This window comes from Thermococcus sp. 2319x1 (genome assembly GCF_001484685.1).
In the GTDB taxonomy this organism is placed as follows: Archaea; Methanobacteriota_B; Thermococci; order Thermococcales; family Thermococcaceae; genus Thermococcus_A.
Genome location: NZ_CP012200.1, coordinates 818,325 through 834,816, shown reverse-complemented (window position 1 = coordinate 834,816; position 16,492 = coordinate 818,325). Strand labels below are relative to the sequence as shown.

Annotated in this window: 19 protein-coding genes; 10 read left to right on the top strand and 9 right to left on the bottom strand. The window is 44.3% G+C overall.

Annotation, left to right across the window (positions count from 1 at the left end; all coding sequences use genetic code 11):
- Positions 1-2: 2 nt before the first annotated feature.
- Entirely contained in the window at positions 3-311 is a 309-nt protein-coding gene (locus ADU37_RS04675; protein WP_058946519.1) for a signal recognition particle protein Srp19, read from the bottom strand.
- Between the two features lie 55 nt (positions 312-366).
- On the opposite strand from ADU37_RS04675, the gene ADU37_RS04670 reads away from it, so the two are divergent.
- From ADU37_RS04670 to gltA, 4 genes are all read left to right on the top strand, one after another.
- Complete coding sequence (locus ADU37_RS04670; RefSeq protein WP_058946518.1) at positions 367-984, top strand: DUF257 family protein; 618 nt, start codon at positions 367-369, stop codon at positions 982-984.
- A 13-nt stretch (positions 985-997) separates the two neighbouring features.
- On the top strand, positions 998-1,759 hold the full coding sequence (locus ADU37_RS04665) for a tRNA (adenine-N1)-methyltransferase (protein ID WP_058946517.1): 762 nt from the start codon (positions 998-1,000) through the stop codon (positions 1,757-1,759).
- Positions 1,760-1,933: 174 nt separating this feature from the next.
- Positions 1,934-2,803: a sulfide/dihydroorotate dehydrogenase-like FAD/NAD-binding protein gene (locus tag ADU37_RS04660; RefSeq protein ID WP_058946516.1), complete on the top strand. Its 870-nt coding sequence runs from the start codon at positions 1,934-1,936 to the stop codon at positions 2,801-2,803.
- Complete coding sequence (gltA, locus tag ADU37_RS04655; protein WP_058946515.1) at positions 2,800-4,227, top strand: NADPH-dependent glutamate synthase; 1,428 nt, start codon at positions 2,800-2,802, stop codon at positions 4,225-4,227. Before ADU37_RS04660 ends, gltA begins: the two co-directional genes overlap by 4 nt.
- Positions 4,228-4,578: 351 nt before the next feature.
- On the opposite strand, the gene ADU37_RS04650 is transcribed toward gltA, so the two are convergent.
- From ADU37_RS04650 to gcvPA, 6 genes are all read right to left on the bottom strand, one after another.
- A complete protein-coding gene (locus tag ADU37_RS04650) occupies positions 4,579-5,880 on the bottom strand; it encodes a TldD/PmbA family protein (protein ID WP_058946514.1) in 1,302 nt (433 codons plus the stop codon).
- Between the two features lie 97 nt (positions 5,881-5,977).
- Positions 5,978-7,231: an RNA-guided endonuclease TnpB family protein gene (locus ADU37_RS04645; RefSeq protein WP_058946513.1), complete on the bottom strand. Its 1,254-nt coding sequence runs from the start codon at positions 7,229-7,231 to the stop codon at positions 5,978-5,980.
- Positions 7,224-7,853: an IS607 family transposase gene (locus ADU37_RS04640; protein WP_058946512.1), complete on the bottom strand. Its 630-nt coding sequence runs from the start codon at positions 7,851-7,853 to the stop codon at positions 7,224-7,226. The genes ADU37_RS04645 and ADU37_RS04640 overlap by 8 nt, the downstream gene beginning before the upstream one ends.
- Before the next feature lie 99 nt (positions 7,854-7,952).
- Complete coding sequence (locus ADU37_RS04635) at positions 7,953-9,320, bottom strand: TldD/PmbA family protein (protein ID WP_058946511.1); 1,368 nt, start codon at positions 9,318-9,320, stop codon at positions 7,953-7,955.
- Between the two features lie 69 nt (positions 9,321-9,389).
- Positions 9,390-10,889, bottom strand: coding sequence for an aminomethyl-transferring glycine dehydrogenase subunit GcvPB (gene gcvPB / locus ADU37_RS04630; RefSeq protein ID WP_058946510.1), 1,500 nt, complete (start codon positions 10,887-10,889; stop codon positions 9,390-9,392).
- A gap of 10 nt (positions 10,890-10,899) precedes the next feature.
- The gene (gene gcvPA / locus ADU37_RS04625) at positions 10,900-12,255 is read right to left on the bottom strand and encodes an aminomethyl-transferring glycine dehydrogenase subunit GcvPA (RefSeq protein ID WP_058946509.1); all 1,356 of its coding nucleotides are present in this window, start codon (positions 12,253-12,255) and stop codon (positions 10,900-10,902) included.
- A gap of 126 nt (positions 12,256-12,381) precedes the next feature.
- On the opposite strand from gcvPA, the gene ADU37_RS04620 reads away from it, so the two are divergent.
- Positions 12,382-13,050 (top strand): HAD family hydrolase, encoded by a 669-nt coding sequence (locus ADU37_RS04620; protein ID WP_058946508.1) that lies wholly within the window; start codon positions 12,382-12,384, stop codon positions 13,048-13,050.
- Here the strand turns inward: ADU37_RS04620 and ADU37_RS04615 are convergent.
- Positions 13,047-13,325: a hypothetical protein gene (locus ADU37_RS04615; protein WP_058946507.1), complete on the bottom strand. Its 279-nt coding sequence runs from the start codon at positions 13,323-13,325 to the stop codon at positions 13,047-13,049. The genes ADU37_RS04620 and ADU37_RS04615 overlap by 4 nt on opposite strands.
- Positions 13,326-13,423: 98 nt before the next feature.
- Here ADU37_RS04615 and ADU37_RS04610 point away from each other — a divergent pair, with 98 nt between their 5' ends.
- The 5 genes from ADU37_RS04610 to ADU37_RS11605 all read left to right on the top strand — a co-directional run bounded on the left by ADU37_RS04610 (position 13,424) and on the right by ADU37_RS11605 (position 15,915).
- A complete protein-coding gene (locus tag ADU37_RS04610; protein WP_058946506.1) occupies positions 13,424-14,101 on the top strand; it encodes a metallophosphoesterase in 678 nt (225 codons plus the stop codon).
- A gap of 47 nt (positions 14,102-14,148) precedes the next feature.
- Entirely contained in the window at positions 14,149-14,847 is a 699-nt protein-coding gene (locus ADU37_RS04605) for a PrsW family intramembrane metalloprotease (RefSeq protein ID WP_058946505.1), read from the top strand.
- Positions 14,848-14,851: 4 nt separating this feature from the next.
- A complete protein-coding gene (locus ADU37_RS04600) occupies positions 14,852-15,058 on the top strand; it encodes a hypothetical protein (RefSeq protein ID WP_058946504.1) in 207 nt (68 codons plus the stop codon).
- 64 nt (positions 15,059-15,122) lie between these two features.
- On the top strand, positions 15,123-15,281 hold the full coding sequence (locus ADU37_RS11610) for an OPT/YSL family transporter (protein WP_238982006.1): 159 nt from the start codon (positions 15,123-15,125) through the stop codon (positions 15,279-15,281).
- A 28-nt stretch (positions 15,282-15,309) separates the two neighbouring features.
- Positions 15,310-15,915, top strand: a complete 606-nt coding sequence (locus ADU37_RS11605; RefSeq protein ID WP_238982005.1) for a hypothetical protein — start codon at positions 15,310-15,312, stop codon at positions 15,913-15,915.
- A 242-nt stretch (positions 15,916-16,157) separates the two neighbouring features.
- Here the strand turns inward: ADU37_RS11605 and ADU37_RS04590 are convergent, their stop codons facing one another.
- Positions 16,158-16,487 (bottom strand): DUF1667 domain-containing protein, encoded by a 330-nt coding sequence (locus tag ADU37_RS04590; RefSeq protein WP_394325718.1) that lies wholly within the window; start codon positions 16,485-16,487, stop codon positions 16,158-16,160.
- Between the last annotated feature and the right edge of the window lie 5 nt (positions 16,488-16,492).

The following is a 16,492-nucleotide window of genomic DNA, read 5'->3' as shown; positions in this document are numbered from 1 at the left end:
AGTTACTTTTTCCTATGTGCTTTCCTAAATTCTCTAATCTTTTGGGCTATCAGCTTTAGAGTTTTTGATTTTCCATGCCTGCTTTCTACTACAATCCTGCCTTTAACTCGCAGTTCATCATCTACTCCTGCAAGCCTTGGGTTAAGGGCTTCCCTATCGATACCTACAATGGTTATTCCTATACTTTTAGCCGCCTCTATTATTTCATCTATGTCTGGCTTTTCTACTGCAAGGTTTTTTGGAACCTCTCTGCCGTACTTCCTTGGAATCCTGGCATCTATCTCGTTTGTCCATATTACGAACTTGCTCATTTTGAACACCTAAAAAGTTTAAAAGCTTTGGCATTAAAAATTCTTTGGTGAGAGCATGGAAGTGAATTCACTTACTGAGTTTTTAAAAAAACAAGCTGCACCTGGCGATTTCATTCTCATAGAATATCCCTCGCTGTACCCTCTTGAAACTTTGATATGGGGGGAGCTTATACCCTCACTTTCCAGTCGTGAGATCTTAATAGACGACTTTTTTGGTGTGGGTAATCTGCTGTTTAGGGATTATCTAAGAAAAAGCTCTCCCGAAAAATATAAGGTGTTAATGGAGTCCACAAAAAAGATAAGGGCAATAAGGATTGGTCCCGGTAGAACAAGCTACGCCTCTGTAGTTGAAGAGATGCCGGTTACGTATGAGATCTCCGAGTTCATGAGGAATTATTACAACGCTCTGATGAAGCTTTTTTCTTCTTCAACAAAAGTTGAGTACTCAATAACCCTTGGCATATCTCAGTACATTTACTTCGGTGGGGACAAGGCTCTTAGGGCAATTCTGTTTACAAGGAGCACGCTTCCCTTTGAAGACTGGACCTCCATTTATTTTATAAATAATGATATTTTGGATAGCCAACAAATTGCTGTTTTAAGGGAGCTCGCAAGCAAGTCAATAAAGATTCGAAAAGAGGGAACTCTCTACAAACTCGAAATAGAGGAGTAGTTTGGTGGTTAAAATGATAAAACAGGGAGATAAAGTTGTGTTACTTGACCCCAGGGGAAAGAGATATCTTATAACGGTAAAAGAGGGGGAATTCCATACAGATCTTGGCAAGATAGATTTAAACGATCTTTTAGGGAGAGAATTTGGGGATTTTGTCGAATCTCACAAGGGATACAAATTTAGGGTTCTTAAGCCGAAAATAATAGACTACATCGACAGGATGAAAAGAGGCCCCCAGATAATTCATCTCAAAGATGCCGCCCAGATAGTGGCATTTGCCGGAATTTCTCCGGGAGATGTTATAGTTGAGGCAGGAGTGGGAAGTGGGGCACTAACACTTTTCTTGGCCAACATTATTGGTCCTCAGGGAAAAATAATTGGGTACGAAGTGAGGGAAGATTTCGCAAAGCTCGCATGGAGGAACATTGAGTGGGCAGGTTTCGCTGATAGGGTCGAGATAAAGCTAAAGAACATCTATGATGGAATTGATGAGGATAATGTTGATCATATCATCCTAGACCTTCCACAGCCAGAAAATGTTGTGGAACATGCGATAAAAGCTCTAAAGCCGGGAGGGTTTTTTGTTGCATACACTCCCTGTATAAATCAGGTTGATAGACTATATAGGGAGTTGAGGAAGCATAAAGCCCACTTTACGAATCCAAAGACTGTTGAGTGTTTGGTGAGGGAGCAGGAGGTTAAGGAAGAATGCACAAGACCAAGAACGACAATGCTGGCACATACAGGTTACATAACCTTTGCTAGAAAAAGATAAATCGCCTTCACTTCTTTTTATCCCCCATTAATCTTTTTTGCGGGTGTTTATCTTTTTAGGCTTTCTCCTGTTGGCATGCTTCTTAACCTTTGGTTTACAATAATTTTATAAATACCCTAAGTTTTGAACAAAAGTAGATGATCAAATCTGAACCAATGTACGGAGGTGTTCATCATGTACGAGATACTGGAAAAGAGAGAAATAGCCGCTAAGAACGTTTTGTATAAAATCCACGCCCCACACATAGCTAAAAAAGTCAAGCCGGGCCAATTTGTCGTAGTTAGGGCATTCGAGAACGGTGAAAGGATTCCCCTAACCCCCGTGATGTGGGATCCTGAGGAAGGATGGATAGTACTTGTGGTTTTCATAAGAGGAAAGACCACCTTAAGAATGAGCGTAGAGCTGAAGGAAGGAGACAAAATATTGAACATAGCCGGCCCTCTTGGAAACCCGGCACCGATGAAAAAATTTGGGAAGATTCTGGCAATAGGGATGATGACCGGGATAGTGGAGGTTTACCCAATAGCAAAAGCGTGGCAAGAAATTGGAAACGAGGTAATAACCCTCCACATAGCTCCAGAGCCAATGGTTCTCCTTAAAGAAGAGCTAGAAAGCGCAGTTTCAAAACATGTGATAGAGAGCTTCCCGCTTAGAGAAGGCATGGGAATGCCAGAAATATTCAAAGAGCTTGTCGTAAGGGGACAAGCAAAGGTAAGGGAGCTCATTGAAAAAGAAAAGCCAGATTTGGTTTTCATGGTTGGACCAGCGGAGGGACAGAAGGCTATTTTTGAAGTGGTTAAAGAATATGGAATACCCATGGAAGTTGATCTTCATCCTATAATGGTTGACGGAACTGGAATGTGCGGTGCATGTAGAGTTACCGTTGGAGGAGAAGTCAAATTTGCATGTGTAGATGGCCCGAGCTTTGATGCTTATGAAGTAAACTGGGATGAGCTTGTTGCTAGGTCCGGGTTCTATACGGATCTGGAGAAGAAGGCTTTGGAGGATTACCTTGCCAAACTCCAGCAAGGGGGTGTTCAATGATGGCGCTTATTAAGGAAAGGGTTCCAACTCCAGAGAGACCTGTAGAAGAAAGGCTTAAAGGTTTTATGGAGGTTAACTTAGGTTATACGTTTGAGCTTGCCGTTAAAGAAGCGGAAAGGTGCCTCCAGTGTAATCCAGCCCCCTGTGTCCAGGGATGCCCCGTTCACATAGACATTCCCGGTTTCATAAGGAAGCTCCGCGAGAACAAGGATAATCCAGAAAAAGCCGTTAAAGAGGCATTAGAAGTTATCTGGGCGTGCAATACTTTGCCCGCAATTACCGGTAGAGTTTGCCCCCAAGAAGACCAGTGTGAAGCCCCGTGTGTTATGGGCAAAGTTGGTGAGCCCATTAACATAGGAAAGCTTGAACGTTTTGTGGCAGATTATGCGAGGGAAAAAGGCATAGACGAAAAATTGCTTCAGGAAATTATTCCAAAAATTGAAAAGAAGAAGGAGAAAATTGCCGTTATTGGGGCCGGGCCAGCTGGTCTTACATGTGCCGCCGAGCTGGCAAAAGATGGCTATCAGGTCACAATATTTGAGGCCCTTCACAAGCCTGGGGGAGTTCTGATTTACGGAATTCCGGAGTTTAGATTGCCGAATGATACCATAGAAAAGGAGCTTGAAAAACTCAAAAAGCTTGGCGTTGAGATAAAGACCGACTACATTGTGGGAAGGACTGTAACGTTCGATGAACTCCTTGAGGAGTACGATGCCATCTTTATAGGAACCGGCGCTGGGACTCCTAAACTTCCAGATATCCCCGGAATAAACCTGAATGGAATCTATTCAGCGAACGAGTTCCTAACAAGGGTCAACCTTATGAAGGCTTATGCGTTCCCAGAATACGACACCCCAATAAAGGTGGGCAAGAAAGTTATAGTCATTGGAGCCGGAAACACCGCAATGGATGCAGCGAGAACCGCGAGAAGGCTTGGGGCGGAGGTTACGATAGCTTATAGAAGGGGAGAGGAGGACGTTACGGCGAGGGTTGAAGAGGTTGCACACGCTAAGGAGGAAGGAGTCAAGTTCGAGTTCTTCCTCAATCCAATTGAGTTCATTGGCGACGAAAACGGTAGAGTGAAGGCAGTGAAGTTCATGAAAATGAAACCCCTTGAAGAGAGAGACGCAAGAGGAAAGAGAAAGATAGTCCCCACCGGAGAAACCGTAGTCCTTGAGGCAGACACGGTTGTGATAGCAATAGGTAAAACAACAAGCAAGCTCCTCAGGATGACACTCCCGCAAATAGAGGCTGATGAGTACGGAGTAATAAAGGTCGATGAGAACCTAATGACCAACATTCCAGGTGTTTTTGCTGGTGGGGATGCCATAAGGGGAGAAGCCACGGTAATCCTGGCAATGGGTGACGGAAGAAAAGCCGCAAAGGGAATTAAGGAGTATCTTGAGAAGAAGAGGAATGCTTGATATTTCCTTTTATCTTTTATTTTAATTCTCGACTCATCGAATAATTTTTATAAGGCTTCCTCTGTATTTAGAGCAGGCGATGACGAACTCTAGGGTATCTGAACTGTGATGATGGTCAACCCCTGAGCCGCTAAGCGTATAAACTTTTGTGGCGGATGGAAGGTAGAACTACTTTTATCTTAGCAGATAAACGCTTTTGATGTTGTCATTTCAGAGTGCACGCTTTGTTTCCTTAACAATGAAGTTGCATTGCTTGGAGGGGGAACGCACCCAAAAACTGAAGCTAAAAATTAAGGAGATTAGGGGGAGGTTTTTGAGAGCCTTTATACCGGTTATGCTATTGGAAACTGGCTAAACAATCCTCCCCATACCGAGTACTCTGGGAGATATAAACGCTCCAAGCTCCTCCTTTTTCTTCCCTACGGCAAGTATAGAGCTCATGAACTCGAATATATTTCCAGTAAACATGTTGTCCTTAAACGGGATTATTTCACCATTTTTAACAACATATCCAAGTTCCACTGTTAATGAGAAATCCCCGCTTATTGGGTTTGCAGTGTGCTCGCCAAAGACCTTTTTTATTATAACTCCTTCAAAATCCTCGAGGTTCTCTTCTTTTCCCTCCACGATTATGTTGCTCGTCCCTATGTGGGGAGGATTCCTAAAGTCTCTCACGGCATTTCCCGTGCTCTCCATTTCAAGAAGCCTTGCATAGGTTTCATCTAAGAGAAAGTTTGTCAATATTCCATTTTTGACTAAAACAGTCTTTTGGCTGGGGTTTCCTTCGCCGTCAAAGGAATAGCTTGCTATTCTGCCTTTCAGCGTGGCATCATCAACGAGGGTAAACGCCTCACTTGCAACGCTTTCACCCAGTTTGTTGAATCTGCCCCTTTTGTGATATACGTTATCCCCCCTCAGGTTTGAAATGAACAGTTCAAGGATTGACGCAACTGAGTGCGGCTCTAAGACGAGTTCTCCCTCAAAGGACTCAAGCGGTTTTGCGTTGTAGCTTAGCTCAACCTCCTGCATAGCCTTTTCTAGCCCTTCCTCAAGCTCTCTTTCGAAGTCCATCATAGTTCTTGAGGCTTTGTGGTAACTCCCTGTTCCAACTTTCCCGTCTTTTCTAACTATGTAAACGCTAAAGCTCATCGCTGTGCCTTCTTCTTCCATCTCGATCCCGTTTGAATTCACTATGCCGTCTTTTGCCACACCAAAGGCCAATCTCCCCGAAAAAGTATAGCTTCTGCCGTATTTATCTCTCAGCTCGCTCTCTTTTTTGGAAATCTCCATCCCCAGCTCCAAAGCTTCTTCAAACTCCAGCTCCGCTATCCGCTTATCATAAATCCCGCTAACCTTTTTGGCGGACTTTTTTTCGGGGAATCCGTAAAACTTTACCTCTCCGACCTTTGCAAGTTTTATGGCCTTTTTAACAAACTTTTCAAGGTCTTCTTTTGAGTGGGTTAGCCCGGTAATATAGGAAAAGCCCTGCTTCCCTTTATACCCTACCCTAAGGCCAATGCCAGAATGGTATCTCCTCTGGGCTCTCTCAAGCTCACAATTCTCAATTTTAAACGAACTTCCCCTACCAATCTCCCAGTAAACTTCCCACTCAACGTTCTCGCGGTTTAGGATTTTAATCAGCTCATCTATCATTTTTCCACCCGGCTTTCATAAGCCGAAAAAGATTATTAAAGGTTTTGTGGTGCATCCCTCTCCCATTTCACAATAGGGGTCTGTCTGTCGTGAGTTTTTAGGGAGGAATATGAGTAAACCTCCTCCCGTTTAAATCAACCCTCACGACGGACTTGGGCCTCATCACGTTCAGCTCCCCTCTGGGTTCATCGAGGAGCAAACCATCACGCTCAGCCCCGCTCAGGGCGACCCCGAGTCCCCGCACCCAAACATTAAAAGCACCAACAAACTGCCTATTAGCCTCGAAACCACAGTTGGGACACTCCACCAGCCCGTTTCGGGACTCCAACCTCTTCCCACACACCGGGCAGGTGGACGAAGTGTAAGCGGGATTGACAAACTCGATTAGAACACGATAAGAAAGCTTTCCAACGATTTTCTTCCAAATGGCACGGGAAAGCTTCCTGTTAAACTTTCTCGAACCGTTCTGGAGCATTTTGAATTTGTCCAAGTCCTCGAAGACGAAAACAGCGTCGGGAAACTCCCTCGAAAGCTGGACTGCGAGCTTGTTCAGGTAATCATCAATCCTGTTCCTTCTTCTCGTCCAGTATTTCTTGAGCAACACTCCAATCCTCTTCGGGGCTTTCCGCTGAACGCTCTTCAGTCCGTCAATAATTCTGTCATAAGTCTCGGCAATCCTGTGTAGCTTGCTCAAGTCTACCCTAATCCAACCTCTTTCAGGGTGAAAGATGTCAAGGCTTGTGAGGTTGCTGTCAATACCGATTTTGATTCTTCCAGAGAACTCGACTTCCTTTGAGAAAGTGAGGAGGACATCTTTCTCTCTGATTATCAGTTCACCAACCTTCCATTCCTTGATTCTCTCGTAGAACCACTCCTTTGAGAAGTCCAGTTCAAGGTATTCTTCCCTCGGTTTAATTGTTATTCTGATTGTCGAGTCTTCGACTTTCATCAGAGTCGTTTTCACCCTCACGAACTTTCTCTTAACGACTGGCTTCGCTCTTCTTCGCTTTCCTTTGAGGTAGTTCTGCCTCCAGCTCTTGAGGATTGAATAAGCGGTCTTTATTGCAGAATCAACGTAGTGCTTAGCAAAAGGCCACTCTCGGAGGAGTTCGTTCCTCAGTTTTCGCTTGAACTCGTTTGATTGTGGAAAATAAGGGATTAAACGAGTTGTCTCGTAGTAGTGATGCTTCCTGTCACCGATGGAATACCTGTGCTTAACTCTCTTCTCCTTCCAAGTCGTGCTTTCCCATATTTCATCAATTGCTCTCTGGAGCAGTTTTTGATATTCTTTGAGGAACGAATCAACATTCCAGTTGTGAGGCATTTTGTATGTGAGAACGACTTTAGTCATTCTCGACCTCCTCGATTAATTTTTTCACGCCTTCTTTGAGCTTTTTGTATTTGTGGGAACGAGCTCCGTAGAGCTTGCCAGCGAAGTGGCTGATTATTGTTATCAAGTCTTCAATGAGTTCTTTTCGTGGGGATTTTTCTTTCTCGTTGATGATTATTATCTCTGCACCGTTTTCCTTGAAGAAGAATTCGATAGTTTTGAAGCCAAAGCGGGTGAGCCTGTCGGGATAAGTGACTATGACTTTTGAGACTTCTCCCTTTACGACGAGTTTGAGGAGTTTGCGATAGTTTTTCCTGTTCTCGTTCAATCCTGAACCGATGTCTTTGAGTATTTGGACTTGCCAGCCTCGTTCTTTTGCGTATTGCTTGATAGCTTCAACCTGCCTTTCCAAGTCATCTTTTTGGGTATGGCTTGAGACTCTTGCATAGCCAATGATTATGCCTTTCTCTTCGCTTATACCGAGAAGTCTCTTGATTTCGCTTTCTGGTATTCTTCGTCTTCCGCCGGGTGTCCTAATGGTTTTGATTTTCCTTTCCTTATCCCATTTTTGAATTGTTTTTGGGTGAACGCCGAGAATTTCGCTTGCTTGCTTTACCGTGTAGAGTTTCTCTTTCACTACCATACACTCACAATTATTCACGAAAATATTTAAAGCAAAGCTTTCGTTCAGAGAGAACAGTTAAGCAAGGCGTTTGGAAAAAGTTAAGATAAAATCTGGGGCTCAGAGGAGGCCTCCCACTAGTGCCCTCGTCAAAACGTGGGGCCCTCCGTCGTCAACAGATACCCACTGTCCTTTTCCGCAGTAGCCGGGGAACTCGATTTTGAGGTCTCTCCCTATGGCTCTTATGTTTTTGAGGACGTCCAGAATCTTGCCCGAAAGCGCTACATCTCTTATGGGGGTCTTTATCTCTCCGTTCTCGATTATATACCCCTCCTTTGCCCCGAACATGAAGGTTCCGTTCGCTATGTCCACCTGCCCGCCCTTGTCTCCTATGAGGTAGAGCCCGTTTTTGACCTCTTCAACCATCTCCTCAAAGCTCCAGTCTCTGGGCTCTATATAGGTGTTGCTCATCCTCACGAGGGGCTGATAGCTGTAGCTCTGTGCCCTTCCATGACCGTTAGGCTCAAGCCCAAAGAATGCTGCGGTTTCTCTATCGAGGAGATATTCTCTAAGAACTCCATCTTTTATTATCTCAACTCTCCTCGCCCTTATCCCTTCATCATCGTAGATGTATGAGCCAAATTTTCCTGGCAAAGTGGGATCGTCTACAACGGTGAGCTCTTCAACGGCTATCTCTTTCCCGAGTTTTCCTTCCAGTATGCTTTCGCCGTTTTTAACGGCATCTCCTTCAGCGGCATGCCCAAGGGCCTCGTGAATGAAAACTCCGGCCAGCTCGGGGTCAACTATTACGTCAAACTCTCCGGAGGGAGGTAGGGATGCGTTTAAAAGTTCTTTGGCTTTATTTTTGACAAAAGACGTCCAGTACTCAAGGTTTATTTCTTCAATCATCTCCCACCCAACAGTGCCTCCAAAGACCTTCCAGTAGGTCTGCATGTCATTGCCTTTTTTTGCAGTAACGGAGAAGCTCAAGCGTATTTTTGGAACCACTGTTCTGATTTCACTTCCCACGGAGTTGAAGTAGAACTGCTCTTTCACCCCATCTCCGTAGGCTATCCTTCTGTTGGGTAGTTCTTTTTCCACCAACAGAGAATCCAGCTCCTTTAGAAGGGTTATTTTCTCCTCCAAATCCACATCGGAAAATGGCTTCTTAACACTTATTTCCGCATCATCCCTGACCGGGTCTCCGACGTAAATCTTTGAGTTCCTCTTTGTGGCTTTTGCAATTTTCATTGCAGTTTCAATGGCTTTTTCTGCCCTTCTAATGTCATTTGCCGATGAGAAACCCCAGGAACCGTCAAAAGCTCTAACACCGATCCCAATTTCTACGTTTGAAGAGATGTCCTCAAAGTGAGAATTCTGCATTTCAATATGGGTTGCACTTATTCTGGCTATTCTCACCTCGTAGTAAGGTATCCCGTACTTTTGACTGAGCTCCTCGGCTTTTTTGATTAGCTTTTCAACTTCCATACAACCCCCAAAGAAGAGAGCTAAAGAGGGTTTATATCGTTTTTGGAAAAGGAGAAGAAAAAAGAAAACTCAGTAATCAACTTCCCCTTTTTCCTTGAGCTCTTTGTACATTCTCCATGTTACAATCGGCTTTTTAGCTGCGAGCACATCGTCAACTCTCCTAACTGCCGTGTTGTGGGGAGCACTCTTGACGATTTCTGGGTTTGTGTATGCCTCCTCGCTGATCTTCTTGAGCGCTTCAACGTAAGCATCTAATTCCTCCTTGCTGACAGTTTCTGTTGGCTCGATCATCAATGCTTCATGCACTATGAGCGGGAAGTAAATCGTCGGTGCATGCAGTCCAAAGTCGAGCAATCTCTTGGCGACGTCTAAGGCCTTTACACCTGTCTCCTCCCTCATGGGTTCCGCTGAAAATACCACCTCGTGCTTCCTAAGTTCTTTGTGGGGCAGCTTATATCCTCTTGTACCCTTTAGTTTTTGTGTGAGGTAGTTGGCATTCAACACGGCAACCTCAGCAACTTCCCTAAGTCCCTCTCTTCCCATCATCTTAAGGTACGTGAGCGCCCTCACAAGCACTGCGAAGTTTCCATAGAATTCCTTAACCTTTCCTATGCTCTTTGGCAGATCGTAGTTTAGGTAGTATTTTTCTCCGTCGAATTCCACTAATGGCACTGGCAAATAGTCTACGAGGTGCTCTTTTACACCGACAGGCCCTGCTCCGGGGCCGCCACCTCCGTGAGGCGTTGAAAACGTTTTGTGAAGGTTTACGTGGACAACGTCAAAACCCATGTCTCCGGGTCTTATCTTGCCAAGAATTCCATTCAAGTTTGCGCCATCATAGTAGAGCAACCCGCCTGCTTTGTGGACTATCTTTGCTATCTCCAAAATGTCCTCCTCGAAAATTCCCAAAGTATTGGGATTTGTGAGCATTATCCCAGCTGTCCTCTCGCTTACAGCATTTTCCAAAGCCTCTAAGTCCACCATGCCCTGTTCGTTCGAGGGTATCTCAATGACCTTAAAGCCAGCCATCGCTGCTGAGGCTGGATTTGTGCCGTGGGCTGAATCGGGAACAAGCATTTCAGTCCTTTGGGTCTCTCCGCGGTCGAGATGATAGGCACGGATTACCATGACTCCCGTGAACTCACCATTGGCACCTGCAGCCGGCTGAAGGGTGAAGCGATCCATTCCGGTAATCTCTTTAAGCCACTGCTCGAGCTCCCACATTATCTGCAAGGCACCTTGAACAGTTCTTTCATCTTGGTAGGGATGTATGAAGGCCACTTTGGGATGGTTGGCAAATTCCTCGTTTATCTTTGGGTTATATTTCATAGTACAGGAGCCCAGTGGGTATATGCCGGAATCCACGCCATAGTTCATCTCGCTTAGTCTTGTATAGTGTTTGACTATCTCCGGTTCACTGAGTTCCGGAAGCTCAAGGCTTTTCCTCCTTAAGCCTTCTGGAATTTGAACATTAACGTCTTCAATAGGTTCTGGAAGAGTAAAGCCGATTCTTCCGGGCTTTGAGAGCTCAAAAATTAGAGGCTCATCCCATTTAGCCTGCCTGAACATCTTTACCACCTCACAGCTCCGCCTCGTTTATTATCTCTCTAACATTCTCTATGAGTGCATCTATCCATTCTTTCCTGGTTGTTTCAGTTACTGCCAATAGAGCACTCTCGCCGAGCTCCGGGAAGTGTGGTTTTAGGTAGAAACCACCGTGTATTCCTTTTTCGAGGAGTCTCTCATGGATTACCGAGTAGGGAATCTCGAATTTAGCTGGGACATCCTTGAAGTTGATTGCATCAAACGGTATTTCAGCGACTTCGCTTAATCTCTTCTTGAAATACGCCGTGTTCTTCAGGATTATTTCTCCAAGCTTCTGCAGTCCCTTTGGCCCAAGGGAAGCTATGTGAATTGCGGCTGCAACTGCTACAAGGGCCTCATTTGAACAAATGTTTGATGTTGCCTTTGCCCTCCTTATGTGCTGTTCCCTTGTTTGAAGTGTCATGACGAAAGCTCTCCTGCCCTCAGCATCCTTTGTCATTCCAATAATTCTTCCTGGCATCTGTCTTACGAGGGCCCTTTCATTTTTAGTGGCGAATATTCCCGCTCTTGGGCCTCCGAAGTTTAGTGCACTTCCGAGGAAAGACGCTTCGCCAACCACAATGTCAGCTCCTAAGTTACCTGGTGCCTCTATTACCCCCAAAATCGTTGGGTCTACTCCTACAACAAATAGGGCGTCGTTTTCATGAGCAATCTCTCCGATTTCTTTTACCTGTTCTTCTATTATTCCAAAGAAGTTGGGAAGCTCAACGTAAACTCCGGCGGCATCTTTTACCTTTTCCTTCAGATCCTCAAGATCAATCTGCCCCTTTTCATTCCATTTTACGTATTCTATCTCCATGTCCGCTCCTTCCACAAAGGTCTTGAGAACCTTATCTCTTTCCGGATGAAGATGCTTTGGAACCACGAATTTGTTCTTTTTCTTAACCCTCGCTGCCATTCTTGCCGCTTCACCGAGTGCAGTTCCCCAGTCATACATCGAGGCATTTACAATCTCTAAGCCCACAAGTTCTCCGATCAAACTCTGGTACTCAAAGAGCGCTTGCAGCATCCCCTGGCTTATCTCCGCTTGATATGGAGTGTAGGAGGTTATGAATTCGCTCCTCTCTATGAGGTACTTTACATGAGCTGGTACATAGTGGAAGTAAGCCCCAGCACCAAGAAACGTTGGCATCTCAAGGACAGTCTTGTTTTTGCTGAGAATCTCGTTCATCTCAAGGAAAACTTCATATTCGCTCTTGCCTTCTGGAAGGTTAAATTTCTTGACAAAGCCTTTCGGAACATCGGAGAAGAGATCTTCAATGCTCTTAAAGCCAATCTCTCTAAGCATTTCCTCTTTGTGTGCCGAGTTTGGAATGTAGTGTCTCCCCATGTTCACCACCTTTTTGAAATTATCATCTGAACATTTTGCTTCACTAAAATATATGCTTTGTGGAGGGCAAAACTTAAAGGGGATAGCATTCATTGAGGTAGTGGTAGAATAAAAGGAGGAGCGGAAATGATAATAGCTTTTGACTTTGATGGAACGCTCGTGGACAGCTACTCAGTCATAGAGGAGGCATTTAGAAGAGCATTAAAAAAACATTTTCCTTGGCTTCCATTTAAAGGATTATTCGCTAAAATTCTCACCGAGATAGAGCTTTACTTTGAAAGACCTAAATTTGGAAAGCATACGGGTAAAATAAAGCAACCAAGACTTTTTAGGACTAAATTTGCCCGCACATGGTTTGAAGAAAGAGCAAAACTTTCAAAACCAATTGACGATTCAAAAGAACTTCTGAAAAAGCTTAAGGGAGATGGCCATATTGTGATCTCCTTCTCTGCGGAGGATTTTTTAGATGGCATGAAGGAATACAGACTGAAAGCTGGGAGCTTTTATGAACTTTTTGATGATGTGATAATTTTTGGAAGGGAGATGACGCTCTGCGAGGCATTTCAGCTTGTTAGGGAGAAGTATGGAAACGAAATTTTTGTATGGGTTGATGATAAACCATGGCGCTTTATTGGAAGGGGAGATGAAAACACGGAGTACGTTTGGTACTATTTTCCTCCAACGGCAAAATACGTTACCAAGGAAATCTTGGACCAAATTCCGCACCTTCACGTTATCCAGGACCTCTGGAGCATTTTTGATGTGATAGAGAGAATAAAAAGCGAGAGAAGCTAATCCCCGCTTATGTATTCTAAGGTATCATCAATGAATTCGCTAAGATCTTTATCGCTTACTTCTTCAATTCTGAGCTCAAAGGTTTTTCCAAGCGCCCATCTTATCGCTATATTTCCTCTGTCACTCTCGACTATAACAAGACCAAAGGGCATGTCTCCTGCCCAATGATGTTTGGAAAACTTTATCTTAAAGCCCCTTTCTTCGAGTTCCTTTAGTATTATGCTATAGGTCTCATAAGGGGCTAAATCTGTCTTTGCAAATCCTATATAAGCCATATTACCACCGGCTTTAGCTCTCAGCCCAAATTTAAATATTTTTCGGTTAGCCTAACAAAATTCAATATGTTTAAAAATTCTGAGGAGTAATCCCGAACATGTATGAGCTCCTCCCCCAGAAGGCAATTAAAATTAAAAACTCCATCATAATAGCTGATCTGCACATTGGGTATGAAGAAAGCATGGCAAAAGAAGGCATCTACCTTCCAAAAGCCTTCAGACAGATGGTCAATTCTGTCCTTGCACTCCTCAGAGAAGAACGGCCAAAAAGGCTGATAATAAACGGCGACCTCAAGCATTCGTTCATTCCCCTCAAGCGAGAAAAGCTTGAGCTCAAGGCGTTTTTTGGGAAGGTAACTCCTCTTGTAGAGGAAATAGTTGTTGTAAGGGGTAACCATGACGTAGGGATAAGCTGGGTCAGGGAACTTGGTGTGGAGGTCGTTGATGAGCTTGAAATCGGGAAGTGGAAAATAGTTCACGGTCACAAGCTTGTCGAGGGGGAGAAGTTTATAATAGGACATGAGCACCCTGCAATAAGGCTCAGGGATGAAGTCGGAGCATTAATAAAAGTTCCGATATTTTTAGTGGGTGATCCTCTAATAGTGCTCCCGGCTTTTTCCCCATGGGCATATGGAAACGATATTCTCAGGGAAATCGTTTCTCCATTTCTTAGAGATGTCGATCTTTTCAACTTTAAGGTTCTTGTGCCCCTGGACAAAGAACTCTTGGACTTTGGGAAGCTTGGAGACCTAATCAAAGCACTCCAGAGAATTTGACCGCAAGGATTAAAATCAAAAAGAACTAAATTTCTTCTGGTGATGATATGGATGTATTGAGTGCCATAATATTCTTCGCCTATGCACCAGCTTTGGCACTGCTCTGGTATTTCTATCACAAGGATAAGTATGAACCCGAGCCAAAACGCTATGTTATAGCAACATTCATCTTGGGGGGTACTCTCTCCGTTGGCATCGCAGTGCTCTTCGAGGCCTTTTTAGTAGAAGGAGAGTTTGGATATGCTCTATTACCAGCAACCGCATTTTATATGGCGCTTGTGGCTGGCGTTGTGGAAGAACCGGCAAAAGCTCTGGCCATTAGGCTTCCATTTAAGGCAGGCCAGATGGATGGGATAATGGATGGCGTGGTTTACGGTGTTGCAGCGGGATTGGGATTTGCAGCTACCGAGAATTTCTTGTACGGGATTGGCTTTGGGGTTGGGACTACCATTGTGAGGGCTTTCTTAACACCTTTCGCCCATGCCACTTGGAGTGCAATCGTTGGCGTTGGATATGGCCTAAAAGCGGAGGGGAAAATCCAAAGCCTTTCAAGCTATTTTGCCCTTGCAATACTGCTCCACTTTCTGTGGGATTATTTCGCGTTCTTAAGCCTTGCAATCCCCTCGTATTACATCCTCACGATATTGCTGATTTTTATTAACATAGCCCTCATTAGGTATTTTATAATGCTTGGACAAAGGGAAGACCTCGAAAGGGCGTGGTGGTACTGGTTCGTTAGGAGGTGAAGGCATGAAGGAAAAAATAGAGAGAGCCCTCTTTGAGGTAAGGCCGTATATTGAGTACTATGAGGAGCTAAAGAAAAAAGTTGAGGAGATAAGTTCAAAAGCCCGAGATGAAGTCTCTTTTGTAGAATCTTTGGAAGAAGAGATAAGGAACTCCCAAGAGCCCTTTAAAACAGACCTAAGGATATTCCTTCAAAAGTTTAGTTCTCTCTGAGGAAGCTCCTCCCAATGATTTTTGGATTTTCTACTTCTTCCTGGCAACAGCCGCTGGAGCAATTTTGGGTATAACATTCATAATTCCACTCAGGAAGCAAATGATCGAGATAGACAGACTTAGATTTCCAACAGATACTGCAGTGGCTACAATACTCAAAACTTCCGGTAGCGGTATAGAGAAGGCAAGATTGCTGTTCTTTGGCATAATCCTCAGTGCCTAGTTTATCTCATTCAACAGTATCCCTATATTTGGCGCACATAATACCTGGGGTCGTTGACCTTGGCTCAGTGCTCCACCTTCCAGAATGGATTAACCTAACTATAGCCCTCTCACTTATGGTATTCGGTATGGGTTTAATCACTGGAAGGAACGGTCTGATAGTTCTTGCTGGTGGTATGCTCTCCTACTACATCATAACCCCAGTGGTTAAAGCCCTTGGATGGATTCCAGCTGACGTTCAAGGCAGTGCTATAAGCGGTTACGTTTATGGAACTATGACAAGACCCCTTGGTATAGGAATGCTTCTTGGCGGTTCAATAGCGGGACTTATACTCTCACTTCCGGTAATTGCTGTTGCAATGAAAAGCCTTGCACAGGCGAGCAGGGTGAGAGACAAAAATGGAAATAGTGAGGAGCTTCCAGTATACTATCTAATCGGTGGAGCAATTTTTGCATTTGCTTCGCTCTTAATAACAGCATACAGGCTTGGAGGCCTTTTCATCAAGGCCGAAAGACATCTAAACAGAGCCTGGAGTGCCTATGCAGATGGATACATTAGGGAAGGGGATACCTACTTAGAGTCTGGATACGCCCAGCTGAGGGAGACTTCAAAACTCTTAAAATCCAAGAGCTGACTTTTCTTTTTTCTTTATTGGGGAAATCTGTGCAGAAAAAGACAGAGGCGTTCTGAGAGCTAATTACAATTCAGAGCAACAATGAAGTTTTTACTCAAATCGAACCCTTTTCGGAGATGTTATATACTTCTCCTTTGCAACAGAGAGGGACAATAAGATAGTGCGGAGTGGCGAAGCAAACATGACAATTCAAGATTACTTTGAAAAGCTGAAAAGGTCCAAACGAATTAAAAATGAAGGGATCAAGCCGAATCAACTTCTCTGGTTGCAACTACCTTCACGTCTAAATTTAGCGGTTTCTCCAAGATTACTTGACCAACCTCTACCGGTGCTTTAACTTCAATCTTTGCAAGCAGTTTCATGAGCTCGGGTATTTTTTCTTTGGGAACAGGCCTGTCAGTCTTAACACTCACCGTGGGCAGCTTGCCATCTTTAACCTTTATTACACTCATTACAACCCTTTTTGGGCTTATGACCTCTTCAATTGCCCACTCCTTTCCCCTGGGACATTTGTAGCCGCTTACCTCTTTAACCTTGCCATTTTCGATCTCCACTTCCATCGTGCATCCCATGGGAC

Excerpts from the sequence above, each read along its gene's own strand:
- ADU37_RS04620 (WP_058946508.1), top strand. The coding sequence starts at position 12,382 with ATGATAATAGCTTTTGACTTTGATGGAACGCTCGTGGACAGCTACTCA.
- ADU37_RS04610 (WP_058946506.1), top strand. The coding sequence starts at position 13,424 with ATGTATGAGCTCCTCCCCCAGAAGGCAATTAAAATTAAAAACTCCATC.
- ADU37_RS04590 (WP_394325718.1), bottom strand. The coding sequence starts at position 16,487 with ATGGGATGCACGATGGAAGTGGAGATCGAAAATGGCAAGGTTAAAGAG.
- ADU37_RS04615 (WP_058946507.1), bottom strand. The coding sequence starts at position 13,325 with ATGGCTTATATAGGATTTGCAAAGACAGATTTAGCCCCTTATGAGACC.
- ADU37_RS04640 (WP_058946512.1), bottom strand. The coding sequence starts at position 7,853 with ATGGTAGTGAAAGAGAAACTCTACACGGTAAAGCAAGCAAGCGAAATT.
- ADU37_RS04605 (WP_058946505.1), top strand. The coding sequence starts at position 14,149 with ATGGATGTATTGAGTGCCATAATATTCTTCGCCTATGCACCAGCTTTG.
- ADU37_RS04670 (WP_058946518.1), top strand. The coding sequence starts at position 367 with ATGGAAGTGAATTCACTTACTGAGTTTTTAAAAAAACAAGCTGCACCT.
- ADU37_RS04600 (WP_058946504.1), top strand. The coding sequence starts at position 14,852 with ATGAAGGAAAAAATAGAGAGAGCCCTCTTTGAGGTAAGGCCGTATATT.
- ADU37_RS04675 (WP_058946519.1), bottom strand. The coding sequence starts at position 311 with ATGAGCAAGTTCGTAATATGGACAAACGAGATAGATGCCAGGATTCCA.
- ADU37_RS04660 (WP_058946516.1), top strand. The coding sequence starts at position 1,934 with ATGTACGAGATACTGGAAAAGAGAGAAATAGCCGCTAAGAACGTTTTG.
- gcvPA (WP_058946509.1), bottom strand. The coding sequence starts at position 12,255 with ATGGGGAGACACTACATTCCAAACTCGGCACACAAAGAGGAAATGCTT.
- ADU37_RS04635 (WP_058946511.1), bottom strand. The coding sequence starts at position 9,320 with ATGGAAGTTGAAAAGCTAATCAAAAAAGCCGAGGAGCTCAGTCAAAAG.
- ADU37_RS04645 (WP_058946513.1), bottom strand. The coding sequence starts at position 7,231 with ATGACTAAAGTCGTTCTCACATACAAAATGCCTCACAACTGGAATGTT.
- gcvPB (WP_058946510.1), bottom strand. The coding sequence starts at position 10,889 with ATGTTCAGGCAGGCTAAATGGGATGAGCCTCTAATTTTTGAGCTCTCA.
- gltA (WP_058946515.1), top strand. The coding sequence starts at position 2,800 with ATGATGGCGCTTATTAAGGAAAGGGTTCCAACTCCAGAGAGACCTGTA.
- ADU37_RS04665 (WP_058946517.1), top strand. The coding sequence starts at position 998 with ATGATAAAACAGGGAGATAAAGTTGTGTTACTTGACCCCAGGGGAAAG.
- ADU37_RS04650 (WP_058946514.1), bottom strand. The coding sequence starts at position 5,880 with ATGATAGATGAGCTGATTAAAATCCTAAACCGCGAGAACGTTGAGTGG.